This is a genomic window from Nocardiopsis rhodophaea, from assembly GCF_039530945.1.
GTDB lineage: Bacteria > Actinomycetota > Actinomycetes > Streptosporangiales > Streptosporangiaceae > Nocardiopsis_C > Nocardiopsis_C rhodophaea.
In genome coordinates, this window is sequence record NZ_BAAAPC010000013.1 from 150,309 (window position 1) to 166,773 (window position 16,465).

Below are 16,465 nucleotides of genomic sequence, written 5' to 3' on the forward strand. Positions count from 1 at the left end.
CAGAGAGTCCGCGCGGTCCCCGCGCACGCGCCGCGGTCGTCCCCACGCGCGTCTATGGGCCGCGACCTGCCACGTCACACGGGACCCACCTCCACCCCGTGCGCAAACCACCAGATTTCCACGCGATCGCAATCTTCACGGTCACGGAGATCCCGGCTATGGACTCGGCCGTCGTTTTGGCGTACTCAGAGTAGTGCGGCAGGTGTGCAATCGGTGAGAGGGTGGCGGCCGTGGCCAACGCGTGGATGCCAGGCGCCGGACGAATTCACTGCACGGCCTCCGGGGGCCTCTACAGAGGAGGCGCCCCACGGGCCGTATGGCTGACCACGGAAGCCGATCCCGCCACACATTCGGCCCGGGCCATCGCCGAACGCTACGAGGACAAGGAGCCCACCGCCCACCTGGTGTGGAACCCGGTGACCGGGGAGACCGTCCAGCTGCTTCCGGCCACGGTCCCCGCGATCGGCCGCCTCGGCTGCGATCCCGACCCCGCCCGCGAGGGGCGGATCTGCCTCGTCATCGAAGTGGTCGGACACGCGGAAAAACCCTTCACCGACCGCCCGCTCACCGGCATCGACCCCATCCTGTCGTGGCTGGACTCCTGGGAGGTCGCCCGTACCTGGCCAGCCGGACCGCCGCCCCCGGCGGACCAACCACCGCCCCAGCACACCGCGGCCACGCGCCTGTGGGCCCTGGGCGGGCATTTCGGCCATTCCCAGGTCCCCGGTTCCCGGGCCATCGGTCCTGGAGCGATCTCGCCTGACCGGCTCCTGGGTTCCTATCTGCCCGGCGCGCCGGGCAAGACCGAGGACCATCACGCCCCCGCGACCGCCCACGCCTTCCTCCCCAGCGGTACCACCACCGGATCGCGCCCCGCGATGGCGCACACATGAGCCCAACGCCCTGACGCCCCGCCTTCCCTTCGACCGGCTCCGGAACGCCGCCGCCCGAGCGGATCGGGGAGGCACGCACCGTCCGATGCCCGGCCACACTGGGACAATAGGCGCACCAGTGGTTATCGCCGATCCCATAACCCCTTAGTCTGTCCGCCATGGGTGGATCGATCGAACCGGGCTGGTATGCGGATCCGCACGGCCAACACGACATGCTGCGGTGGTGGAACGGCGAGGAATGGACACACCACGTCCGCTCGCTCCAGGAACTGCAACAGGCGGCACAGCCGCAACAGAGCACCGCGGAAACGGGCGACACCGAGGCGACCGCCGACCTGAGCGGCGCGTTTCCCAGCGGTGACGCATCAGGGCCAGCGGCTTCCGGCGCCACGAACAACGAACCGAGCACGGTGCGCATCGACGCCGGGCAAGCGTCGGCCCCGGCGAACGCGGGCGCGGACGACACCGAGGCGACCGCCGACCTCAGTGGCACACCCGGACCGGCCCCGTCCGTGGGCGATGAGCCGAGCACGATGCGCCTCGACCCCGGCCAGTACGGCGGACCATCCACTCCGGCCACCCCGATCGGCGACGAACCGCAGACCATGCGCGTGACGCCACCCAGCGATCCGTCGACCACCGCTCCCGTCAACGACGTCCCCGCTGCGGACGCGGGCGCGGACGGCTCGACCGTGCGCATCGACCCCGACGCCGCCCAGCGGTACATGTCCGGTTCCCCCGCCCCGGAAGACGACGAGCCCACCGTGGACGTCACCGGCGACGCGCCCGGCGCCACCATGCGCGTGGACCCCTCCAGCGCCGATGACGGCCCCACCGCCGACCTGAGCGACGACGCACCCAAGACCGCGGTGTTCGGCTCCGGGGACGCGCCCAAGACCGCGGTCTTCACCCCCGGCGACGCGACCTTCGCGGCACCCAGCGGCGGCAGCGACGACGCGCCCGAGGAGAAGGGCTCCAAGTTCAACAGGTTCCTCGGCGACCTCAAGGAGGGGATCTCCGAGATCGCCGAGGAACGAAAGCAGCACAGGGAAGAGCAGCGCAAGAAGGCCGAGGAAGAAGCCCGGAAGCGCGCCGAGGAGCAGGCCAAACAGGCTGAGGAGGCCGCCAGGCGCCACGCCGAGGAACAGCAGCGGCTGGCCAAGGAGGCGCCGGAGCGCCCGCAGCCAGGCGCCTCCGGAGCGGCGGGCGCCGCAGGAGCCTTCGGCACGCCCGCGTCCGGCCCACAACAACCGCACGGCGCGCAGCCTCCATCAGGCGGATACCCCGCGCAACCGCCGTCGGGCGGCTACACGGGCGCCCAACCGCCATCGGGTGGGTACCCCAGCGCCCAGCCGCCGTCGGGACCCCACCAGCCCTTCGGCGGTCAGCAGGCAGCGGGCTACCCCGGCCACCAGCCGCCCCCCGGCCGTCGGCCCACTGGTGGCCACCCCGGCGGAGCGCAGGCGTTCGGCCCAACGCCGTCGGGCGGATACCCGGGGCAGCAGCGGGGCTACCCCGGCCCGCAACCGCCCTCGGGTCCCCAGCACGCCTACCCGCAGCAGGGGCATCAGGGTCCTCCCCCGGGCTACCCACCGCAGCCTCCCTCGCCACCCCAGGAGCAGGGGCGCAAGCGGAAGAAGGGCCAACAGCCCCCGATGGCCCAGCCCTACCCGGGCGGCCCACAGCACGGCGCCTACCCGCCCGCGCCCCAAGGCGGCCCCGCCTACCCACCTCAGCCTCCTCAGGGCCGCGGCGGCCAGCAGTACCCGGGGTACCCCCCGCAGGGCGGCCCGGGCTGGGGCGGCCCCGCGCCCTACCCGCAGCAGCCGCCGCAAAAGAAGAAGGGCGGCTGCGGGGGTTGTGCGGGGTGTTTCCTCTTCGTCCTCCTCCTGCTGGTCCTCGTCGTCGGCGGCGCCGCCTACCTCCAGCTCTTCGAGGGCTACGACTTCCTCGGCGAGTTCGGGATCTACATCTAGCCGCAACCCCCCGAGGGCGGCCCGGTGGACGGTGCGGTCGCACGGTCCACCGGGCCGCCCCGTTTCCGCCAACGATCGCCCTGCGCTCGTTCCACCCATCCCGCTCCACCAGGCGCCGGCGGTCGCGACGCGAATCGGCACTCCGCAGACGCCCTAAGCTGACCGGTATGAATGACTGCCTGGTGTGGATCGACTGTGAGATGACGGGGCTCGACCTCGAACGCGACGCGCTGATCGAGGTGGCCTGCCGCATCACGGACGGCGACCTCAACCAGCTCGATGAGGGCATCGACGTGGTTATCAAGCCCCCGCAGGAGGCGCTTGGCCAGATGGGCGAGTTCGTCACGCAGATGCACACCACCTCCGGGCTGCTTGACGAGCTGGACAAGGGTGTGACCCTGAAGGAGGCCGAGGACCTCGTCCTGGCGCACATCAAGCGCTACGTCCCGGAGCCCAAGAAGGCGCCGCTGTGCGGCAACTCCATCGCGACGGACCGGCTGTTTTTGGCCCGCGACATGCCGCGCATCGACGAATACCTGCACTACCGGATGGTGGACGTCTCCAGCATCAAGGAGCTGCTCCGCCGCTGGTTCCCCCGGATCTACTTCGCCAGCCCGGAGAAGAACGGCGGCCACCGCGCCCTGGCCGACATCAACGAGAGCATCCAGGAACTCCGCTACTACCGCGCCGCCGCCTTCGTCCCCTCCCCCGGCCCCGACAGCGCCACCGCACGCGCGATCGCGGCCGACATCGCCGCCGGAGGCAAGGGTGTGCCGAGCACCACGGAGGACGAAACCGAGACCCCCGGGGAAAAGTGAGCGAAGCACCCTCCGATGTCCGCTAGACTCTTCAATGAACGCAGGCGCTGAAGCCACTTCAGCCCCGCGATCATGGTGGGTGTAGCTCAGTTGGCAGAGCACTTGGTTGTGGTCCAAGATGTCGGGGGTTCAAGTCCCCTCACTCACCCCAGAGCAAGAGCCCTGGTCGTCACACATGATGACCAGGGCTCTTTGTGTGTCGGACCGACGCTCAGCCGACGCAGTGCCCGTGGCCTCGGGGCTGACGGGCCAACGCTGAGCCTGGCCTAGCGGGTCCGCCCACGGACGCTCGGTCGAGGAAGCCGTTTGCCGACGGGTCATTCCTGTCCGCCGTCATCACCGTGTTGCTCTAGCGATGGCCGGGCGCAGTAGATGGCGCTGACCTAGCCCAGCCGACAAGAGCGGCTTTCCACCGCTACGCGCTATCCCCGGGACGTGCCGACACGAACGTTCCCCTCTGCGGGACGGTGTAGACGTAGCCCTCATCACGGAGGTAGCGAACCGCACGGCGCGCTGTATCCCTGGCGACGCCCCAGCGCTGGATCATCGTTGCTTCCGAAGGAATCGGCCGGTTCGGTTGCAGAACTCCACGCTCGATCTCATCAATGATGACGGCCGCAATCTGCCGGTAGGGCGGAGTCGGCGCATCGTAGTCGATCTCATCCTCGGACATGCGCCAGACGGTAGATGACTGCCTTCAAATATCCACAGATCCATACGTCGGTAGACGAGGGTATAGGAGTTGCCTTGCTGTCGATTGACAGAAGAAGACCCCGGCGACGAAGGGCCTCGTCCCGGGGCATGGCCCCACTCGTGCAAGGAGTGAGACATGTCCATCCTGCCATCGCGGAGAACCCGCCGCGTCCGCCCCTACATCAGGGGGCTAGAAGCCCGCCGCACGATCGAGGAGCGGCACTTCCGGCAGTTCGCCGCACTGACTGCCCTGCGGACCATGGAGGTCACCCGATGACCTCCAGCATCACCCGGGTCATGCGCGGTAACGTCAGCGTCACCTATGACCCCGACCTGCCTCTCCTGCTCTGCTTCACCGTGCGCGGGCTTGGCGGGCGGATCGTGCGTCTGCGCTGCCCCTACCACGAGGCTCACCGCGCCCTGGTTCGCGAATGCGGGTTCACCGAAGCGGAGGCGTCCCGGTTCCTCGACCAGGCGGTCGGAGGCCACTTGTGACCAACACGAACAACGACCCACTCCTCCGCCTGCTCCGCGAGCACTACGGCCACCAGTGGACCATCCGCCGCACCGAGAACCTGTGGGTCGCCACCGCTAAGGACCCCGAGGCCGACCACGCGCCCACGATCATCCAGTCAGACATCAACGAATTCCTCTACGACCTGGAGAACCCACCTTCACGGGCGGCCAAGCCCTGCACTGGATGAGCAGCAACTGACCGGTCCCCGTCGCTCCACCGGCGGCGGGGACCGGCTGTCCGCCCCGGACAGGCGTAAGTCGCACAGCAGCGCGAGCTGGTCGACGCGCCGGGTGGCTAGGCAGGCCGTGGTGCCGTTCCACAGCCGCCCGCGCGAGAGGGCGGGCGTTCAGCTCGGACCGAATCCGGCGGTTCGCGTCCAATACGCGTCGGAGCGGCAACGAGGACCGCGCCGCCGCAGTTCACGGCAGGTTGCGCAGACGTCGGTAAACCGCCGGATCAGCTTGCGTACGTTCGAACACTCCACTTCCACCCCAGGGGAGACACCCCCTGAACTGATGGTGCTTCGGTTCGGTGGACAGGTGTCCACCGAACCGAAGCACCATCAGTCGTATCCCTGAGTGCTGGCTCGCCGTCCGTGACCGGAAGCGGACAGGGCAGCAGCCCAGGCCGGACAGCTCCCATCTGCGAAGCGCTAGATCCCCTTAAATTTCGAGGGAAGCCGCTCCAATAGCTAGCGTCGTCCGCCGCGGCTGTCGGAAGAGGTGCGGGTTTCAGAGTTGCCGTCTCGCGAGCGGCCGGGGCGGCTCGACGGCATCTCCTCCGCGTGCGAGCAGAGCGGGAGCGCGGCACGCTGTCCGGCTCTGGGTGGGGCGGTGGTGCACAGATCGGCGTTCCCGGGGCCGGTGAGCGCCACCATGGCCACACGTGGACATGGATGTCCGATTGTGGCCGCGGGATCGGATGGGTGAATAAGCACCTACTCCTCTCCCCGGCGGACCCGCGAGAAATGATCACACGGCAGCTCACTCCTTTTCCCTGATCGCGCGCCTGATCGTATTCTCCACGGACCGGACACCGCTATTTACCACCGTCCAGCTGTCGGACGAACCCGCCGTTCTGCCTTCTCAATGATCACTTTTCACTCCCCTAGTAGTGGCTTATAGTGGCCGACGCCGTCGTGTAGCCAGGGCGACGAAGCAGCGCCCACCTTTTCAGAAAGATGGAAAGCACACTGGCCCCAGGAAGCCCCCACCTACTCAAACTTCCAAATGGGAACTCCTGGTCACACTTCGGCCTCCGCGTACCGCCGAGTTCGCCATGGGGTGGCCGCCCCTTGTCATGTTTCCGCTGTTCTCACTTCCCGCAATCCTCATGACAACGAAGAAAAACCGAAATCGACTTCTGGAGAGAAGTGCGATGTTCTCTTTGGAGATGGCGTCCGATCGTGAGGTGGAATCGTTCCTCGCCCGGGGGTGCCGACTGAGCGAACCGTTTCCCGCCGAAGGGCTAGTCCGCCGGATCCTGCAGGTAGGGAAGGATGCCCTTGACGCCCCTCTACTGAGCCGCCTGCGAGAGGTCCGCGCCACGCGGAGCGACGACCCGTGGATCACGGCGCTGCTGGACTGCGTGCTCGACAAGGATGAGGGGCGCTATGACTACCGCAGCTATCTCGCCCTGGACGTCCTCAACCCCATGCTGCCCGAATCGGGCGGCCCTGTCCCCGCCCGTCGGCTGGTCCGACTGCTCATGGCCGACGTGGTGGATTTCGAATCGGAGACAGCGCGGGGAATCGGCGACGACCGGCTCCCGATGGGACGCCCCGCCCCAGCGACCACGAACCGGCGAATCACCAAGGCCCGGCGGCTGAGCGCCGGGTGGGGCGACGCGAATCTGCTGCCGGTCCCACCGAACGACCGTGTCGAGGAAATTCTCGCGTGCAGTGTCCTTCCAGTATCGCCGCAGCATGACGAATACCTTTTCATCCGTGTCCTACAGGCGTACGAGCTCACGTTCCTGATCATGGGAGCCGAGCTGACTGACGCACTGCGCGCCTCGCAGACCCACGACATTCTCGGCGTCGCCGACCATATCGACGCCGCGGCCGCAGAATTGGAGCGTGTTTCCGGCCTGTTCAGTCTGCTGGCGACGATGCGGCCAGAGTCGTTCCAGGCGTTTCGCGCACAGACCGATGGGTCCAGCGCAATCCAGTCACGCGCCTACAAGTCCCTCGAATTGCTGTGCGGGTTGCCAACACGCGATCGGATCGACTCACCGGCCTTCCATTCCGTACCAGACGTCCGGGAACGGGCAGTGGCTCAACCGCCGCCCGATTCTCTCGCGTCCTGGTATCTGCGCGTGTGCCCCCGGCTCAGCGAGAAACAGCGGGAGGCCGTCGACGCAGCACTGACCCGTCTGGAGCACATTCACCAGAAGTGGAAGCGCACGCACCACAGCCTGGCGCGGACGATGATCGGGGACGCGGTCGGCACCGGGGACACCGACGGTGTCGAGTACCTGCGGCGTAGCCTGGACAATCGGCTCTTCTGGGAGCTCGGGCAACGGTGCCCAACCCGGAGCACGCACACGAGCGACACCCCTGGCAGGTCATAGCGTGATCGAAGCTGTAGGAGTGGGGGTCGCGCTGGGGCTCGGCGCGGGACTCAGCCCTGGCCCGCTGCTGAGCCTCGTCGTGTTGAGCAGCCTCCGCGACGGCGCGGCAGCGGGCTCCCGGCTGGCGTTCGCCCCGCTGCTCACCGACCTGCCGATCGCGCTGCTCGCTCTCACCCTGCTCTCCACCTTTCCCCCGTCGGTCGCCGCCGCCCTGTCCGCCGTCGGCGGCCTGGTGGTCATCGGCTTCGGGGTGATGTCGCTACGCGAATCACAGGAACCGGTCACGGCCTCGCCCGCGACACCCGACGGATCAGGGACCGAAGCCAGGAGTCCCGCCAGGAACTATCTCCTCCGCGGCGTCATCGTCAACATGCTCAGCCCGCACCCCTGGGTCTTTTGGATCGGGGTCGGTGCGCCGTTGACAGTGTCCGCCGCCCAGACCGGTGTCCTGGCGGCCGCCGCCTTCGTCATCGGCTTCTACGGCCTGCTCGTCGGAAGCAAGGTGGTACTGGCGGCGGTCGTGGGCGCCAGCGGACGACGGCTCAGCTCCCGTGGCCATCTCATGATCGCTGTAGGAGCCAGCGTGCTGATGATCGCCACCGGCGTGCTACTCCTGTTCAACGCCCTGCGCTGACCACTCATCTGGCCACTAACACGCCCAGCTGCACCAAGGCGGGTTCGGGGCCCTCGGTGCACGACCTCCGACCCACCAGACAGCCCGGTCCCGACCCGCTAGACGATGCCCGGAGGGGCAGGCCGATCATCCGCTTCCATCCCCCTGTCCACAGGGCGAACACACCGACTTCACACCCAGATCGGCCTTCATTACGATCAGAAGTCGATCCGCCGCACGACCCCTGCGAGATCGCGGCACTGGGAACCACCTCCGCATGACCTCGCCGTACCAAGCGCCTATCTCGAGGGGGCTTGCATGGTGACCTTCTCCCGTCCCGAGCCACCCGTCGCCGCACCGAGCCGCACGCCAGCGGGGGCCGCCGTACGCACAGGGCGCACCGCCACCGTGGCGTTGCTGGCCGATATCCCCACCACCGGACAGCTCGGGGACACGTGTGCGCGCCGCTTTGCGCTCCCTGGCGACAGCCGCCGCATGTTCTCGCCGAAGGCCACCGGAACGGTCAGCCTGGACACCAGCGCGGAGTTCATCGATTTCGCCACGGATCGGGTCGGCGCGGGGCAGAAGGTCATCGCCCTCTACCCGGCGTGGCGCGCGGAAACGGCCGAACGCACCATCCACTTCGCCCGGGGCGCACTGCGCACCGACCACATCGCCGCCGTCAGCCTGGACCTGTCTCCCCTAGCCGTGTCCCTGCTGGCCGATCAGCTCGCCTACCTCGCGCCGTATCTGTCCGCCGGTGTGACCGCGGCGATGGCCTCCGAACTCCCCAAACACATGCTCGCCGGCGCCTGGCTGCGCAGCGTCGGCTCGCTCGCCACACTGCCCACCTCGGTCAGCCAGCATCTCGGCTCCTATGTCCCCGGCGTCGCCTTCATGGCCTACTGCGCACCCGAGCAGCGCGTCATACAGGTACGCCACGGTGCCGACCTCGCCGAGAACATCCCCCACCACCCGCGGGAACCCGTGCAGCTGCTCTATACGGTTCCCGAGAGCCTGCGCACCACATTCCTGGACGACCAACTGCTCCCGGCCCTGAATCCCGACCGCTCCCTGCCCCTGCCCCCGCAGCAGCTGGCCGCCGAGTACTGGGGGACGCCGGCCCACATCGAATTCGTCGCGTTCAGCGCCCACCCGCGCGCACTCTCCGACAGCCTCACCGAACTCGTCTCCACCCTCTGCACCTGGTGCCGCGAACGGATCACCACCCGCGTGTGCCCGTTCTGCCACGCGGCCAACCGCCCACCACGTCGAGAGCCGCGGCCGACAGCCCTCCGGGTGCCGCATCCTCGCCGCCACGGTGTCGAGGTCAGCGCATCCGGCGCAGCCAGCAATGCCTATGACCCCGCACACACATCGGAGGAGCCGGAACAGCGCACACGGCTGGAACCATCACCACTGCCAGCGTGCCCACCCCCCGACGCCCCGAGTGAACCCGTTCCTGCCAGCCTCGGCGACAGGATGGACGCCATCCGCCTCCGCGCACGGGAGTCTCAGGCACCTCTGCCGTCACTGTCCGAGCGGCTCCCTGATCCCCCCGAATCCGCTCCGGCTACACACCCGCAAAACCATTCTGACCAGGCCATTCGCCACCGAATTCCTCCTTCGGCCCTCCCCATGGCCCCGAATGGCCACCGCGGATCGCACCCCCTGAACGCCGATTCCGAACCATCGGCAGCGTATGATCTGCCTGTCTCCCCCGAAAACACGTTCACGCAGCGAACTACACAGCCCTCGCCACCTGAACAACCACATGCAACCAAAATGTGATTACCTGTCCTGTATCGGCCAGGATCACACCCGAGGTCACTGTTCGACGTGAAAGTCACGTGTTTTTCCGGTAGACCATAATTCAGCGAGGCGCGCGGTGCCCCAGCCGGGCACGACGGCGAGCCCTCGCTTGGCGACTCCCTGTGATATCGCAATACGATATCCGGGGACAATCCGTCGACGGCCTTCCGCGCCCCTTTGATCGAGCACCACGCCCATCCCCCCAGGAGCTTGTGAAAGTGTCCACCGACCGTTCCAGGTCCAAGGGTGTTGTCGCCCTGCTGGCCGACATACCCACGACCGGGCACCTCGGCAGCGCGCAAGCGGAGCGCTTCGCCCTGAAGGGTGACAACATCGCCAGTCGGTCCAGTGATTTCCTCGACTTCACGGCCCGCCGCCTCAGCGAGGGCAAGAAGGTTGTGGCGCTCTACCCGAAGTGGCACGCGGAGCACGCCGAGCGGGCCATCGCCTTCGCGCGAGGGGCACTCCAGACCGACCATATCGCGCAGGTCGCTCTCGACATTTCTCCCCTAGCCTTGTCGCTGGTGGCCGATCAGCTGGCCTACCTGTCCCCCTATGTCCCGTCCGGTGTCACCGCTGCCCTGGCCGAGGAGCTCCCGCAGCACATCCTCGCCGGGGCGTGGCTGAAACGCGTCAACAACCTGTCCACGATCCCGATCACCTTCAAGCAGCACCTGGGCTCGTACCTGCCCAAGACCACCTTCCTGGCGTTCAACGCGCCGGTGAAGCGCGTGGGGCGGGTCAAAAAGGGCAACCCACGACCCAATCTGCCCAGCCGCCCGATCGACCCGGTCCAGGTACTCGTGACGCGGCCAGAGAACTACGACGTCGACGAGTTCAACGAGCAGCTCACCCCGGCGCTGCGCGCCGTGTCGCTCAGCGCCCTGCCGGAGCAGCCTCTCGGCCCCGTCTACTGGGGCGTGCGCAAGTACATCGAGTTCGTCGTCTTCAGCGCCCACCCCCAGGCGCTGCCCAGCACCACACGCACCGTCCGCCCCAATACGTGCAGCTGGTGCCGTGATCTGGTCAGCGCTTTGTACTGCCCCTACTGCGGCACCATCAACCAGCCCGCTGCGGGACGCCCACCGACACGGTCGGCCGATGTCCCGCCGCCCCCGGCCAAGCGGACCGGCGAGCACATCCGGCCCGCCTGGATCTCTCAGCAGGGCGCCCAAGCCGACCGGTCCGCGCCCTCCTCCGCCACAGGTCACCCAAGCGGACCGCAACCATCGGCCGCTACGTCCAGGGCCATGGAGCAGGCCGGGGGGCATCCCCCGACCGGGACCCGGCCCAACGCGCCGCCAAGCTGACGGATCCGTGCGGCACGCCCGCGCGTCCCACTTGTCGGCGGCAGCCGCCAGGACAACCAAATCCAGCCTCTCCCCCAGCTAGGAACGGAATCGTATGAACCCCCGTCAGCGACGCGGCGTCCTGCTGATGATCGTCGCCGGGATCGGCGCCATCGCGGTCTTCTTCACCGTGGTCTCGTATGTGAACGGCCTCAACCGCGAACTGGGCACGTACCGAACCGCGCTCCGGTTGACCCAGGATGTGGCGGCCTACCAGCCCATCACGGAGGAGATGGTCGAGGAGCACCAGGTCCCGGCGAAGTTCTTCGATGAGGAGACGTTCATCAGCGACCTCACCGACGTTCTCGATCAACCCGGCCGGCAGGCGGTGTCGTCCACCTACATCGCCGAGGGCTCCCTACTGCAGACCAGCATGGTGATCCCCGCGCCGGAGCTGGAGGCCGGAGAACGCGAAATCGCGATCATGGTGAACGCCGAGACGGGTGTCGCCGGCAAGGTGAACCGGCAATCGCGCGTCGATATCTACGCCACGTTCCCCTCTGACGGTGAATCCGACAGCTGCGCCACGCGTGTCCTCACCGACGTCGAGGTCCTCGAAATCGGTCAGATCGGCTCCTCGACCGACGAGAGCGGCCAGGTCGCCTCAGTCGTGCCCGTGACCTTCCGCCTCGACCCCCAGGACACCCTGAAGCTCACCTACGCCGAGGCCTTCTCCGGTTCCCTACGTCTGGGCCTCATCAGCCCCGAAGGCTCCGGTGACCCGGGCGACATCCAGTTCTGCAGCAGCGACCAGGAGAACTTGGAGAAGGACAAGCAGAACGACGACGAAAGCACTGACCAGGGTCAGGACAACTGATGAACCACAGGGTGATGATCGGCGTTCCCAACGCCGACCTGGAGACATCGCTTACCGTCCAATTCGATGAGCTGAGCGACTTTGAGGTCGTGAGCGTCCACCACTCCTACGCGGAGCTCGGTGACACGCTGCGGAACATCCCCGAGCTCGACGTTCTCCTCGTCCACGAGGGGCTCGGCCCGCTCCCGGCGGTGGACCTGATCCGGGACGTCACCCGGAACCACCCGCAGCTCGGAGTTCTTCTCCTCGTTGATGAGCCAAACCCGGACACCATCACACGCGCCATGGAGGCCGGCGCCCGAGGCGTTTTGTCGGCCGACGCAACGATCGGGGAGCTCGACGCACGCGTCACGAACGCCGCGGAGTGGTCGCAGACCCTGCGTCGCCACTTCGAGGAGGCTTCGGCCAACGTCCCGGTCTCCGGCCGACGGGGGTCGATCATCGCGCTCAACGGCGCCAAGGGCGGGATCGGCACCACAGTGCTCGCGGTCCAGCTCGCGCGCGCCGCCGCCCAGGTCGGGCGCTCGGTCTGCCTGGTCGACCTCGACCTGCAGATGGGCGACATCCCGGGCTACCTCGATCTCAAGCACCGGCGCAGCATCGTCGACCTGGTCCCGGCCGCGGACAACATCAGCGCCTCGATGCTCTCCGAGACGCTCTACGTGCACCCCGAGGGCATGCACATCCTCCTCGCGCCGCGCGACGGCGAACGCGGGGAGGACGTGACGGAGATCGTCGCGCGGCAGGTCCTGGCCGCATTGAGCTCCCGCTACGAGCTCGTTATCGTCGACTGCGGCGCGTACATGAACGAGGCGACGGCGATGGCGGCCGAACTCGCCCACACATCGGTCGTGACCGTGACGCCCGACCTTCCCGCGCTCCGCGCCGCCCAGCGTCTGATCGCCATGTGGGAACGCCTGCAGATCCGTGAGAAGAAGAACGTCACCACACTGCTGCTGCGGCACAGCCGACAGAACGAGATCCAGCCCGACTTCGCCAAGAAGCTGCTGGGCATCGACATGCTGCCGACACCCGTGCCTTCGCTGTTCCGGAGCCTGGAAGAGGCTTCCAACACGGGGGACCCCCGACGGATCACCGACGAGAACCTGCTCAAGGCCTACAGCCGAGTAGCAGGCGACCTGGGGATCCTGGAGGCCCCCACGCCACCGCCCACTGCGGATGCCGAATCTGGCGACGCGGCCGGTTCGGAGTCGGAGCAGATGACGGTGCCGCCCCGGAAGGGCGGGCGGCGCTGGCGACGCAAGGACCGCAAGGCCAAGAAGGCGGACAAGGGCGCGCAGCTCGTCGAGTTCGCCGCGGTCTTCCCCCTCCTCGTTCTGTCAGGACTGCTCGTCTGGCAGATGGTGCTGTTCGGCATCACCAGCATGTACGCCGGTCACGCCGCCAACGAGGGCGCCCGCCAGGCGGCGGTCAGCCCCAACGACCGGGGCAAGATCGTCGGCGAGGCGGCCAAGCGTATCCAAAAGCCGTGGAACTCCAACGGCACCTTCGCCCTCGACATCGTGCAGCGTAACGAGGGCTCGTTCGTCAAGGTCACGATGGCCATGCCGGTCGTCTTGCCGAGCACCACCAGCCCGTGGGATGTCGTCGGAGAAGCCAGGATCGTCCACGAATGACGCGGCATAGTGCGCCCCTAGCAGCGCCACCGCCCGGATTAGAAGCCACGAGGAGGCAGGCGATGAAGTACCTCAGACCGATTCGCCGTGGTCCGCTCGACGAACGGCGCCGCCGCGATGACCGAGGATCGCAGTTCATCGAGTTCGCCGCGTACTTCCCGTTGCTGCTCATCGTGGCGGTCATGGTCATGGAGCTCTTCCTTGGCTTCCTGGCCATGGAACGTATGGGGAACGCCGCGCGCAACGGCGCCCGCGTCGCGGCCGAGTACGGCACCGAGCGCGGGCAGTCGGCAGCGCGCGATTCGCTGCCCGGCTGGCTGGACAAGGCGGAGGTCACCACCGGACGGGCCGGGAACGGCTACTACGTCGACGTGGAGGTGAGGATGCCGATCATGTTCCCGGCGACCGGACTGGACATCCCCGTCAGCCGCCGCGTCAACATGCCCAATCTCTGATCACCGACCAACCCGACCTGTCCCTTGCCTACTCTCCCGGAGTCATCCCAGCATGAGTCTGCGCAACCGCCTCGACGACAACTCGGCCCTCGCCCGGGACGGCCTGGGCACCGAAGGCGTGTCGCACTGGCGCCAGCGACTGCTCACCGAGGTGAACCTCGACGACCTCGCGCGGCTGACCACCCAGCAGCGCCGTACGCGCCTTGAAAAAGTGGTCGGCCACCTTCTTTCCCGTGAGGGTCCGGTGCTCTCGGACCGCGAACGCAGTGCCCTGATCCGCCGGGTCGTGGACGAGGCGCTGGGGCTCGGCGTACTGGAGCCGCTCCTCGCGGACGACAGCGTCACCGAGATCATGGTCAACGGACCGAACGACATCTACGTCGAGCGCGCCGGCCGAGTGGAGCGCATCAACACCACCTTCGCCAGCGAGAACCAGCTCATGCAGACCATCGACCGGATCGTGTCCCAGGTCAACCGTCGCGTGGACGAATCCAGCCCGATGGTCGACGCTCGGCTGCCCACCGGCGAGCGTGTCAACGTCATCATCCCACCGCTGTCCCTGACCGGCCCCACGATCACCATCCGGCGTTTTCCCAAGCCGTTCACCATCCAGCAGCTGGCCGCCAAAGGCAGCCTCGACGAACACACCGGCGCACTGCTGGCCGCCCTGGTGCGAGCGCACTTCAACGTCATCATCGCGGGCGGAACCGGCAGTGGGAAGACGACCTTCCTCAACGCGCTCTCCGCGTTCGCGCCGAACAGCGAACGCATCGTCACGATCGAGGACTCCGCCGAGCTGCAGCTGCAGCAGGAGCACGTGATCCGGCTGGAGTCGCGGCCGCCCAACATGGAGGGCTCCGGCCAGATCACCATCCGCGACCTCGTCCGCAACTCCCTGCGAATGCGGCCCGACCGCATCATCATCGGTGAGGTCCGCGGGGCCGAGACCCTCGACATGCTTCAGGCCATGAACACCGGCCACGACGGCTCGCTGGCCACCGTGCACGCCAACTCGGCCGACGACGCCGTCTACCGTCTGCTCACCCTGGCGTCGATGAGTGAGGTGAAGATCCCCTTCGAGGCGATCCAGGACCAGATCAACGCGGCGGTCGACGTCATCGTGCACCTCTCCCGGTACGCCGACGGCAGCCGACGGGTCGGTGAGATCGGCGTGGTCACCTCGACGCGCCGCGAGGAGTTCCGGCTCACGCCGGTGCTGCGCTTCGACGCCAAGCCGATCGACGCCACCGGCAAGGTCCCCGGCGAGTTCCACCGCTTCCCCCTCCCCGATCACATCGCCGAGCGCATCACCAACGCCGGAGAGACCGTCCCCCCGGTGTTCACCGAAGCACCGTCTCGCGCACCCCTGGGAGCCGCCCTGTGAGCCTCGATACGATCGCCCTGCTGATCGCCGCGATGTCCCTGGGCATCGCGGTCTGGGGCTTCCGCGAATGGGTCGAGGGCACCTACCAGCGCCGCCAACTCGCCGGCCGCAGCGCCCTGGAAGAGGTGGAGCGGCGCGCCAACAGCCCTCTCGCCCGGCTGGACGCAATGCTTCGGCCCACGGACATCGGCGGAAATCTCGAGCGTCGCCTGCGCGCCGCGGGCATGAAGATGAAGCTCTCGGTCTTCCTCATGCTGATGGCGGGGGCGGCACTCGTCGCAGTGATCTTCCTCTGGCGCGCGCTGGCCCCGATGTTCGGCATCGTCGCGGCGATCGGCGTCGTTGCTGGCTTCTTCGCCTATTTGAAGCGCCAGGAGGAACGCCGTCTGGAAGCGTTCACCGCCCAGCTCCCCGAACTCGCCCGGGTGCTGTCCAACGCCACCCAGGCGGGCCTTGCCCTGCCGACCGCCATCGACATGGCCGCCGACGAACTCGACGACCCGGCCGGTGGAGAACTGCGCATCGCCGCCCGGTCCATGCAGCTCGGCCAACCCTTCGAGGAGGCGGTGGCCGACATGCGCACTCGAATGCCGTCCCGCGAGATCGGGGTGCTGATCAGCACCCTCCTGGTCGCCTCGAAGGCGGGCGGTCAGCTGGTCACGGCGTTGCGCAACATCTCCGACACCTTGGAGAACCGCAAGGAGACCCGACGCGAGGTCAAGACGATCCTCGGCGAGAGCACCGCGACCGCCTGGGCCCTGCTCGGAATGGGCCTCGGTTCGTTCTTCCTGGTCAACACCATGATGCCCGGCTCCATCCTGGCAATGACCGAGAGCACGGTGGGCCTGATCCTCTTGATCGTCGCGCTGACCCTCTTTACTGCTGGATTTTTCGTCGTGCGACGCATGACCAAGATCGACTTCTGATCCC

General features: G+C 67.7%; 16 protein-coding genes and 1 tRNA gene. 16 read left to right on the forward strand and 1 reads right to left on the reverse strand.

Annotated features, from left to right (window positions below; translation table 11 throughout):
- Positions 1–230 precede the first annotated feature (230 nt).
- From ABD259_RS15920 to ABD259_RS15935, 4 genes are all read left to right on the forward strand, one after another.
- Complete coding sequence (locus ABD259_RS15920) at positions 231–893, forward strand: hypothetical protein (protein ID WP_344104824.1); 663 nt, start codon at positions 231–233, stop codon at positions 891–893.
- A 158-nt stretch (positions 894–1,051) separates the two neighbouring features.
- On the forward strand, positions 1,052–2,869 hold the full coding sequence (locus ABD259_RS15925) for a DUF2510 domain-containing protein (RefSeq protein WP_344163399.1): 1,818 nt from the start codon (positions 1,052–1,054) through the stop codon (positions 2,867–2,869).
- Positions 2,870–3,036: 167 nt separating this feature from the next.
- Positions 3,037–3,687, forward strand: coding sequence for an oligoribonuclease (orn, locus tag ABD259_RS15930; RefSeq protein WP_344104827.1), 651 nt, complete (start codon positions 3,037–3,039; stop codon positions 3,685–3,687).
- Positions 3,688–3,762: 75 nt separating this feature from the next.
- Positions 3,763–3,838: transfer RNA gene (locus ABD259_RS15935), tRNA-His, on the forward strand.
- Positions 3,839–4,102: 264 nt separating this feature from the next.
- Here ABD259_RS15935 and ABD259_RS15940 read toward each other — a convergent pair.
- A complete protein-coding gene (locus tag ABD259_RS15940) occupies positions 4,103–4,360 on the reverse strand; it encodes a GntR family transcriptional regulator (protein WP_344163402.1) in 258 nt (85 codons plus the stop codon).
- A 156-nt stretch (positions 4,361–4,516) separates the two neighbouring features.
- On the opposite strand from ABD259_RS15940, the gene ABD259_RS15945 reads away from it, so the two are divergent.
- The 12 genes from ABD259_RS15945 to ABD259_RS16000 all read left to right on the forward strand — a co-directional run bounded on the left by ABD259_RS15945 (position 4,517) and on the right by ABD259_RS16000 (position 16,461).
- Positions 4,517–4,657 carry a hypothetical protein gene (locus ABD259_RS15945; RefSeq protein ID WP_344163404.1) on the forward strand — a complete coding sequence of 47 codons (141 nt, stop codon included), beginning with the start codon at positions 4,517–4,519 and terminating at the stop codon, positions 4,655–4,657.
- On the forward strand, positions 4,654–4,875 hold the full coding sequence (locus ABD259_RS15950; protein ID WP_344163406.1) for a hypothetical protein: 222 nt from the start codon (positions 4,654–4,656) through the stop codon (positions 4,873–4,875). The genes ABD259_RS15945 and ABD259_RS15950 overlap by 4 nt, the downstream gene beginning before the upstream one ends.
- Positions 4,872–5,084, forward strand: coding sequence for a hypothetical protein (locus tag ABD259_RS15955; protein ID WP_344163409.1), 213 nt, complete (start codon positions 4,872–4,874; stop codon positions 5,082–5,084). The genes ABD259_RS15950 and ABD259_RS15955 overlap by 4 nt, the downstream gene beginning before the upstream one ends.
- Positions 5,085–6,289: 1,205 nt before the next feature.
- Positions 6,290–7,468, forward strand: a complete 1,179-nt coding sequence (locus ABD259_RS15960) for a tryptophan 2,3-dioxygenase family protein (protein ID WP_344163412.1) — start codon at positions 6,290–6,292, stop codon at positions 7,466–7,468.
- A gap of 1 nt (position 7,469) precedes the next feature.
- The gene (locus tag ABD259_RS15965) at positions 7,470–8,102 is read left to right on the forward strand and encodes a LysE family transporter (RefSeq protein WP_344163415.1); all 633 of its coding nucleotides are present in this window, start codon (positions 7,470–7,472) and stop codon (positions 8,100–8,102) included.
- 297 nt (positions 8,103–8,399) lie between these two features.
- Complete coding sequence (locus ABD259_RS15970) at positions 8,400–9,872, forward strand: hypothetical protein (RefSeq protein ID WP_344163418.1); 1,473 nt, start codon at positions 8,400–8,402, stop codon at positions 9,870–9,872.
- A 239-nt stretch (positions 9,873–10,111) separates the two neighbouring features.
- Positions 10,112–11,203, forward strand: a complete 1,092-nt coding sequence (locus ABD259_RS15975; RefSeq protein ID WP_344163421.1) for a hypothetical protein — start codon at positions 10,112–10,114, stop codon at positions 11,201–11,203.
- A gap of 94 nt (positions 11,204–11,297) precedes the next feature.
- Positions 11,298–12,059, forward strand: a complete 762-nt coding sequence (cpaB, locus tag ABD259_RS15980) for a Flp pilus assembly protein CpaB (protein WP_344163424.1) — start codon at positions 11,298–11,300, stop codon at positions 12,057–12,059.
- Positions 12,059–13,696, forward strand: a complete 1,638-nt coding sequence (locus tag ABD259_RS15985) for a CpaE/TadZ family protein (protein ID WP_344163427.1) — start codon at positions 12,059–12,061, stop codon at positions 13,694–13,696. The genes cpaB and ABD259_RS15985 overlap by 1 nt, the downstream gene beginning before the upstream one ends.
- 62 nt (positions 13,697–13,758) lie before the next feature.
- Entirely contained in the window at positions 13,759–14,151 is a 393-nt protein-coding gene (locus ABD259_RS15990; protein WP_344163429.1) for a TadE/TadG family type IV pilus assembly protein, read from the forward strand.
- 52 nt (positions 14,152–14,203) lie between these two features.
- Positions 14,204–15,535: a TadA family conjugal transfer-associated ATPase gene (locus tag ABD259_RS15995; protein WP_344163431.1), complete on the forward strand. Its 1,332-nt coding sequence runs from the start codon at positions 14,204–14,206 to the stop codon at positions 15,533–15,535.
- Positions 15,532–16,461 (forward strand): type II secretion system F family protein, encoded by a 930-nt coding sequence (locus ABD259_RS16000; protein ID WP_344163434.1) that lies wholly within the window; start codon positions 15,532–15,534, stop codon positions 16,459–16,461. The genes ABD259_RS15995 and ABD259_RS16000 overlap by 4 nt, the downstream gene beginning before the upstream one ends.
- Positions 16,462–16,465 lie beyond the last annotated feature (4 nt).

What these genes read in the sequence shown, in the direction of transcription:
- ABD259_RS15925 (WP_344163399.1), top strand. Translation starts at nt 1,052, where the DNA reads ATGGGTGGATCGATCGAACCGGGCTGGTATGCGGATCCGCACGGCCAA.
- orn (WP_344104827.1), top strand. Translation starts at nt 3,037, where the DNA reads ATGAATGACTGCCTGGTGTGGATCGACTGTGAGATGACGGGGCTCGAC.
- ABD259_RS15940 (WP_344163402.1), bottom strand. Translation starts at nt 4,360, where the DNA reads ATGTCCGAGGATGAGATCGACTACGATGCGCCGACTCCGCCCTACCGG.
- ABD259_RS15945 (WP_344163404.1), top strand. Translation starts at nt 4,517, where the DNA reads ATGTCCATCCTGCCATCGCGGAGAACCCGCCGCGTCCGCCCCTACATC.
- ABD259_RS15950 (WP_344163406.1), top strand. Translation starts at nt 4,654, where the DNA reads ATGACCTCCAGCATCACCCGGGTCATGCGCGGTAACGTCAGCGTCACC.
- ABD259_RS15960 (WP_344163412.1), top strand. Translation starts at nt 6,290, where the DNA reads ATGGCGTCCGATCGTGAGGTGGAATCGTTCCTCGCCCGGGGGTGCCGA.
- ABD259_RS15970 (WP_344163418.1), top strand. Translation starts at nt 8,400, where the DNA reads ATGGTGACCTTCTCCCGTCCCGAGCCACCCGTCGCCGCACCGAGCCGC.
- cpaB (WP_344163424.1), top strand. Translation starts at nt 11,298, where the DNA reads ATGAACCCCCGTCAGCGACGCGGCGTCCTGCTGATGATCGTCGCCGGG.
- ABD259_RS15985 (WP_344163427.1), top strand. Translation starts at nt 12,059, where the DNA reads ATGAACCACAGGGTGATGATCGGCGTTCCCAACGCCGACCTGGAGACA.
- ABD259_RS15990 (WP_344163429.1), top strand. Translation starts at nt 13,759, where the DNA reads ATGAAGTACCTCAGACCGATTCGCCGTGGTCCGCTCGACGAACGGCGC.
- ABD259_RS15995 (WP_344163431.1), top strand. Translation starts at nt 14,204, where the DNA reads ATGAGTCTGCGCAACCGCCTCGACGACAACTCGGCCCTCGCCCGGGAC.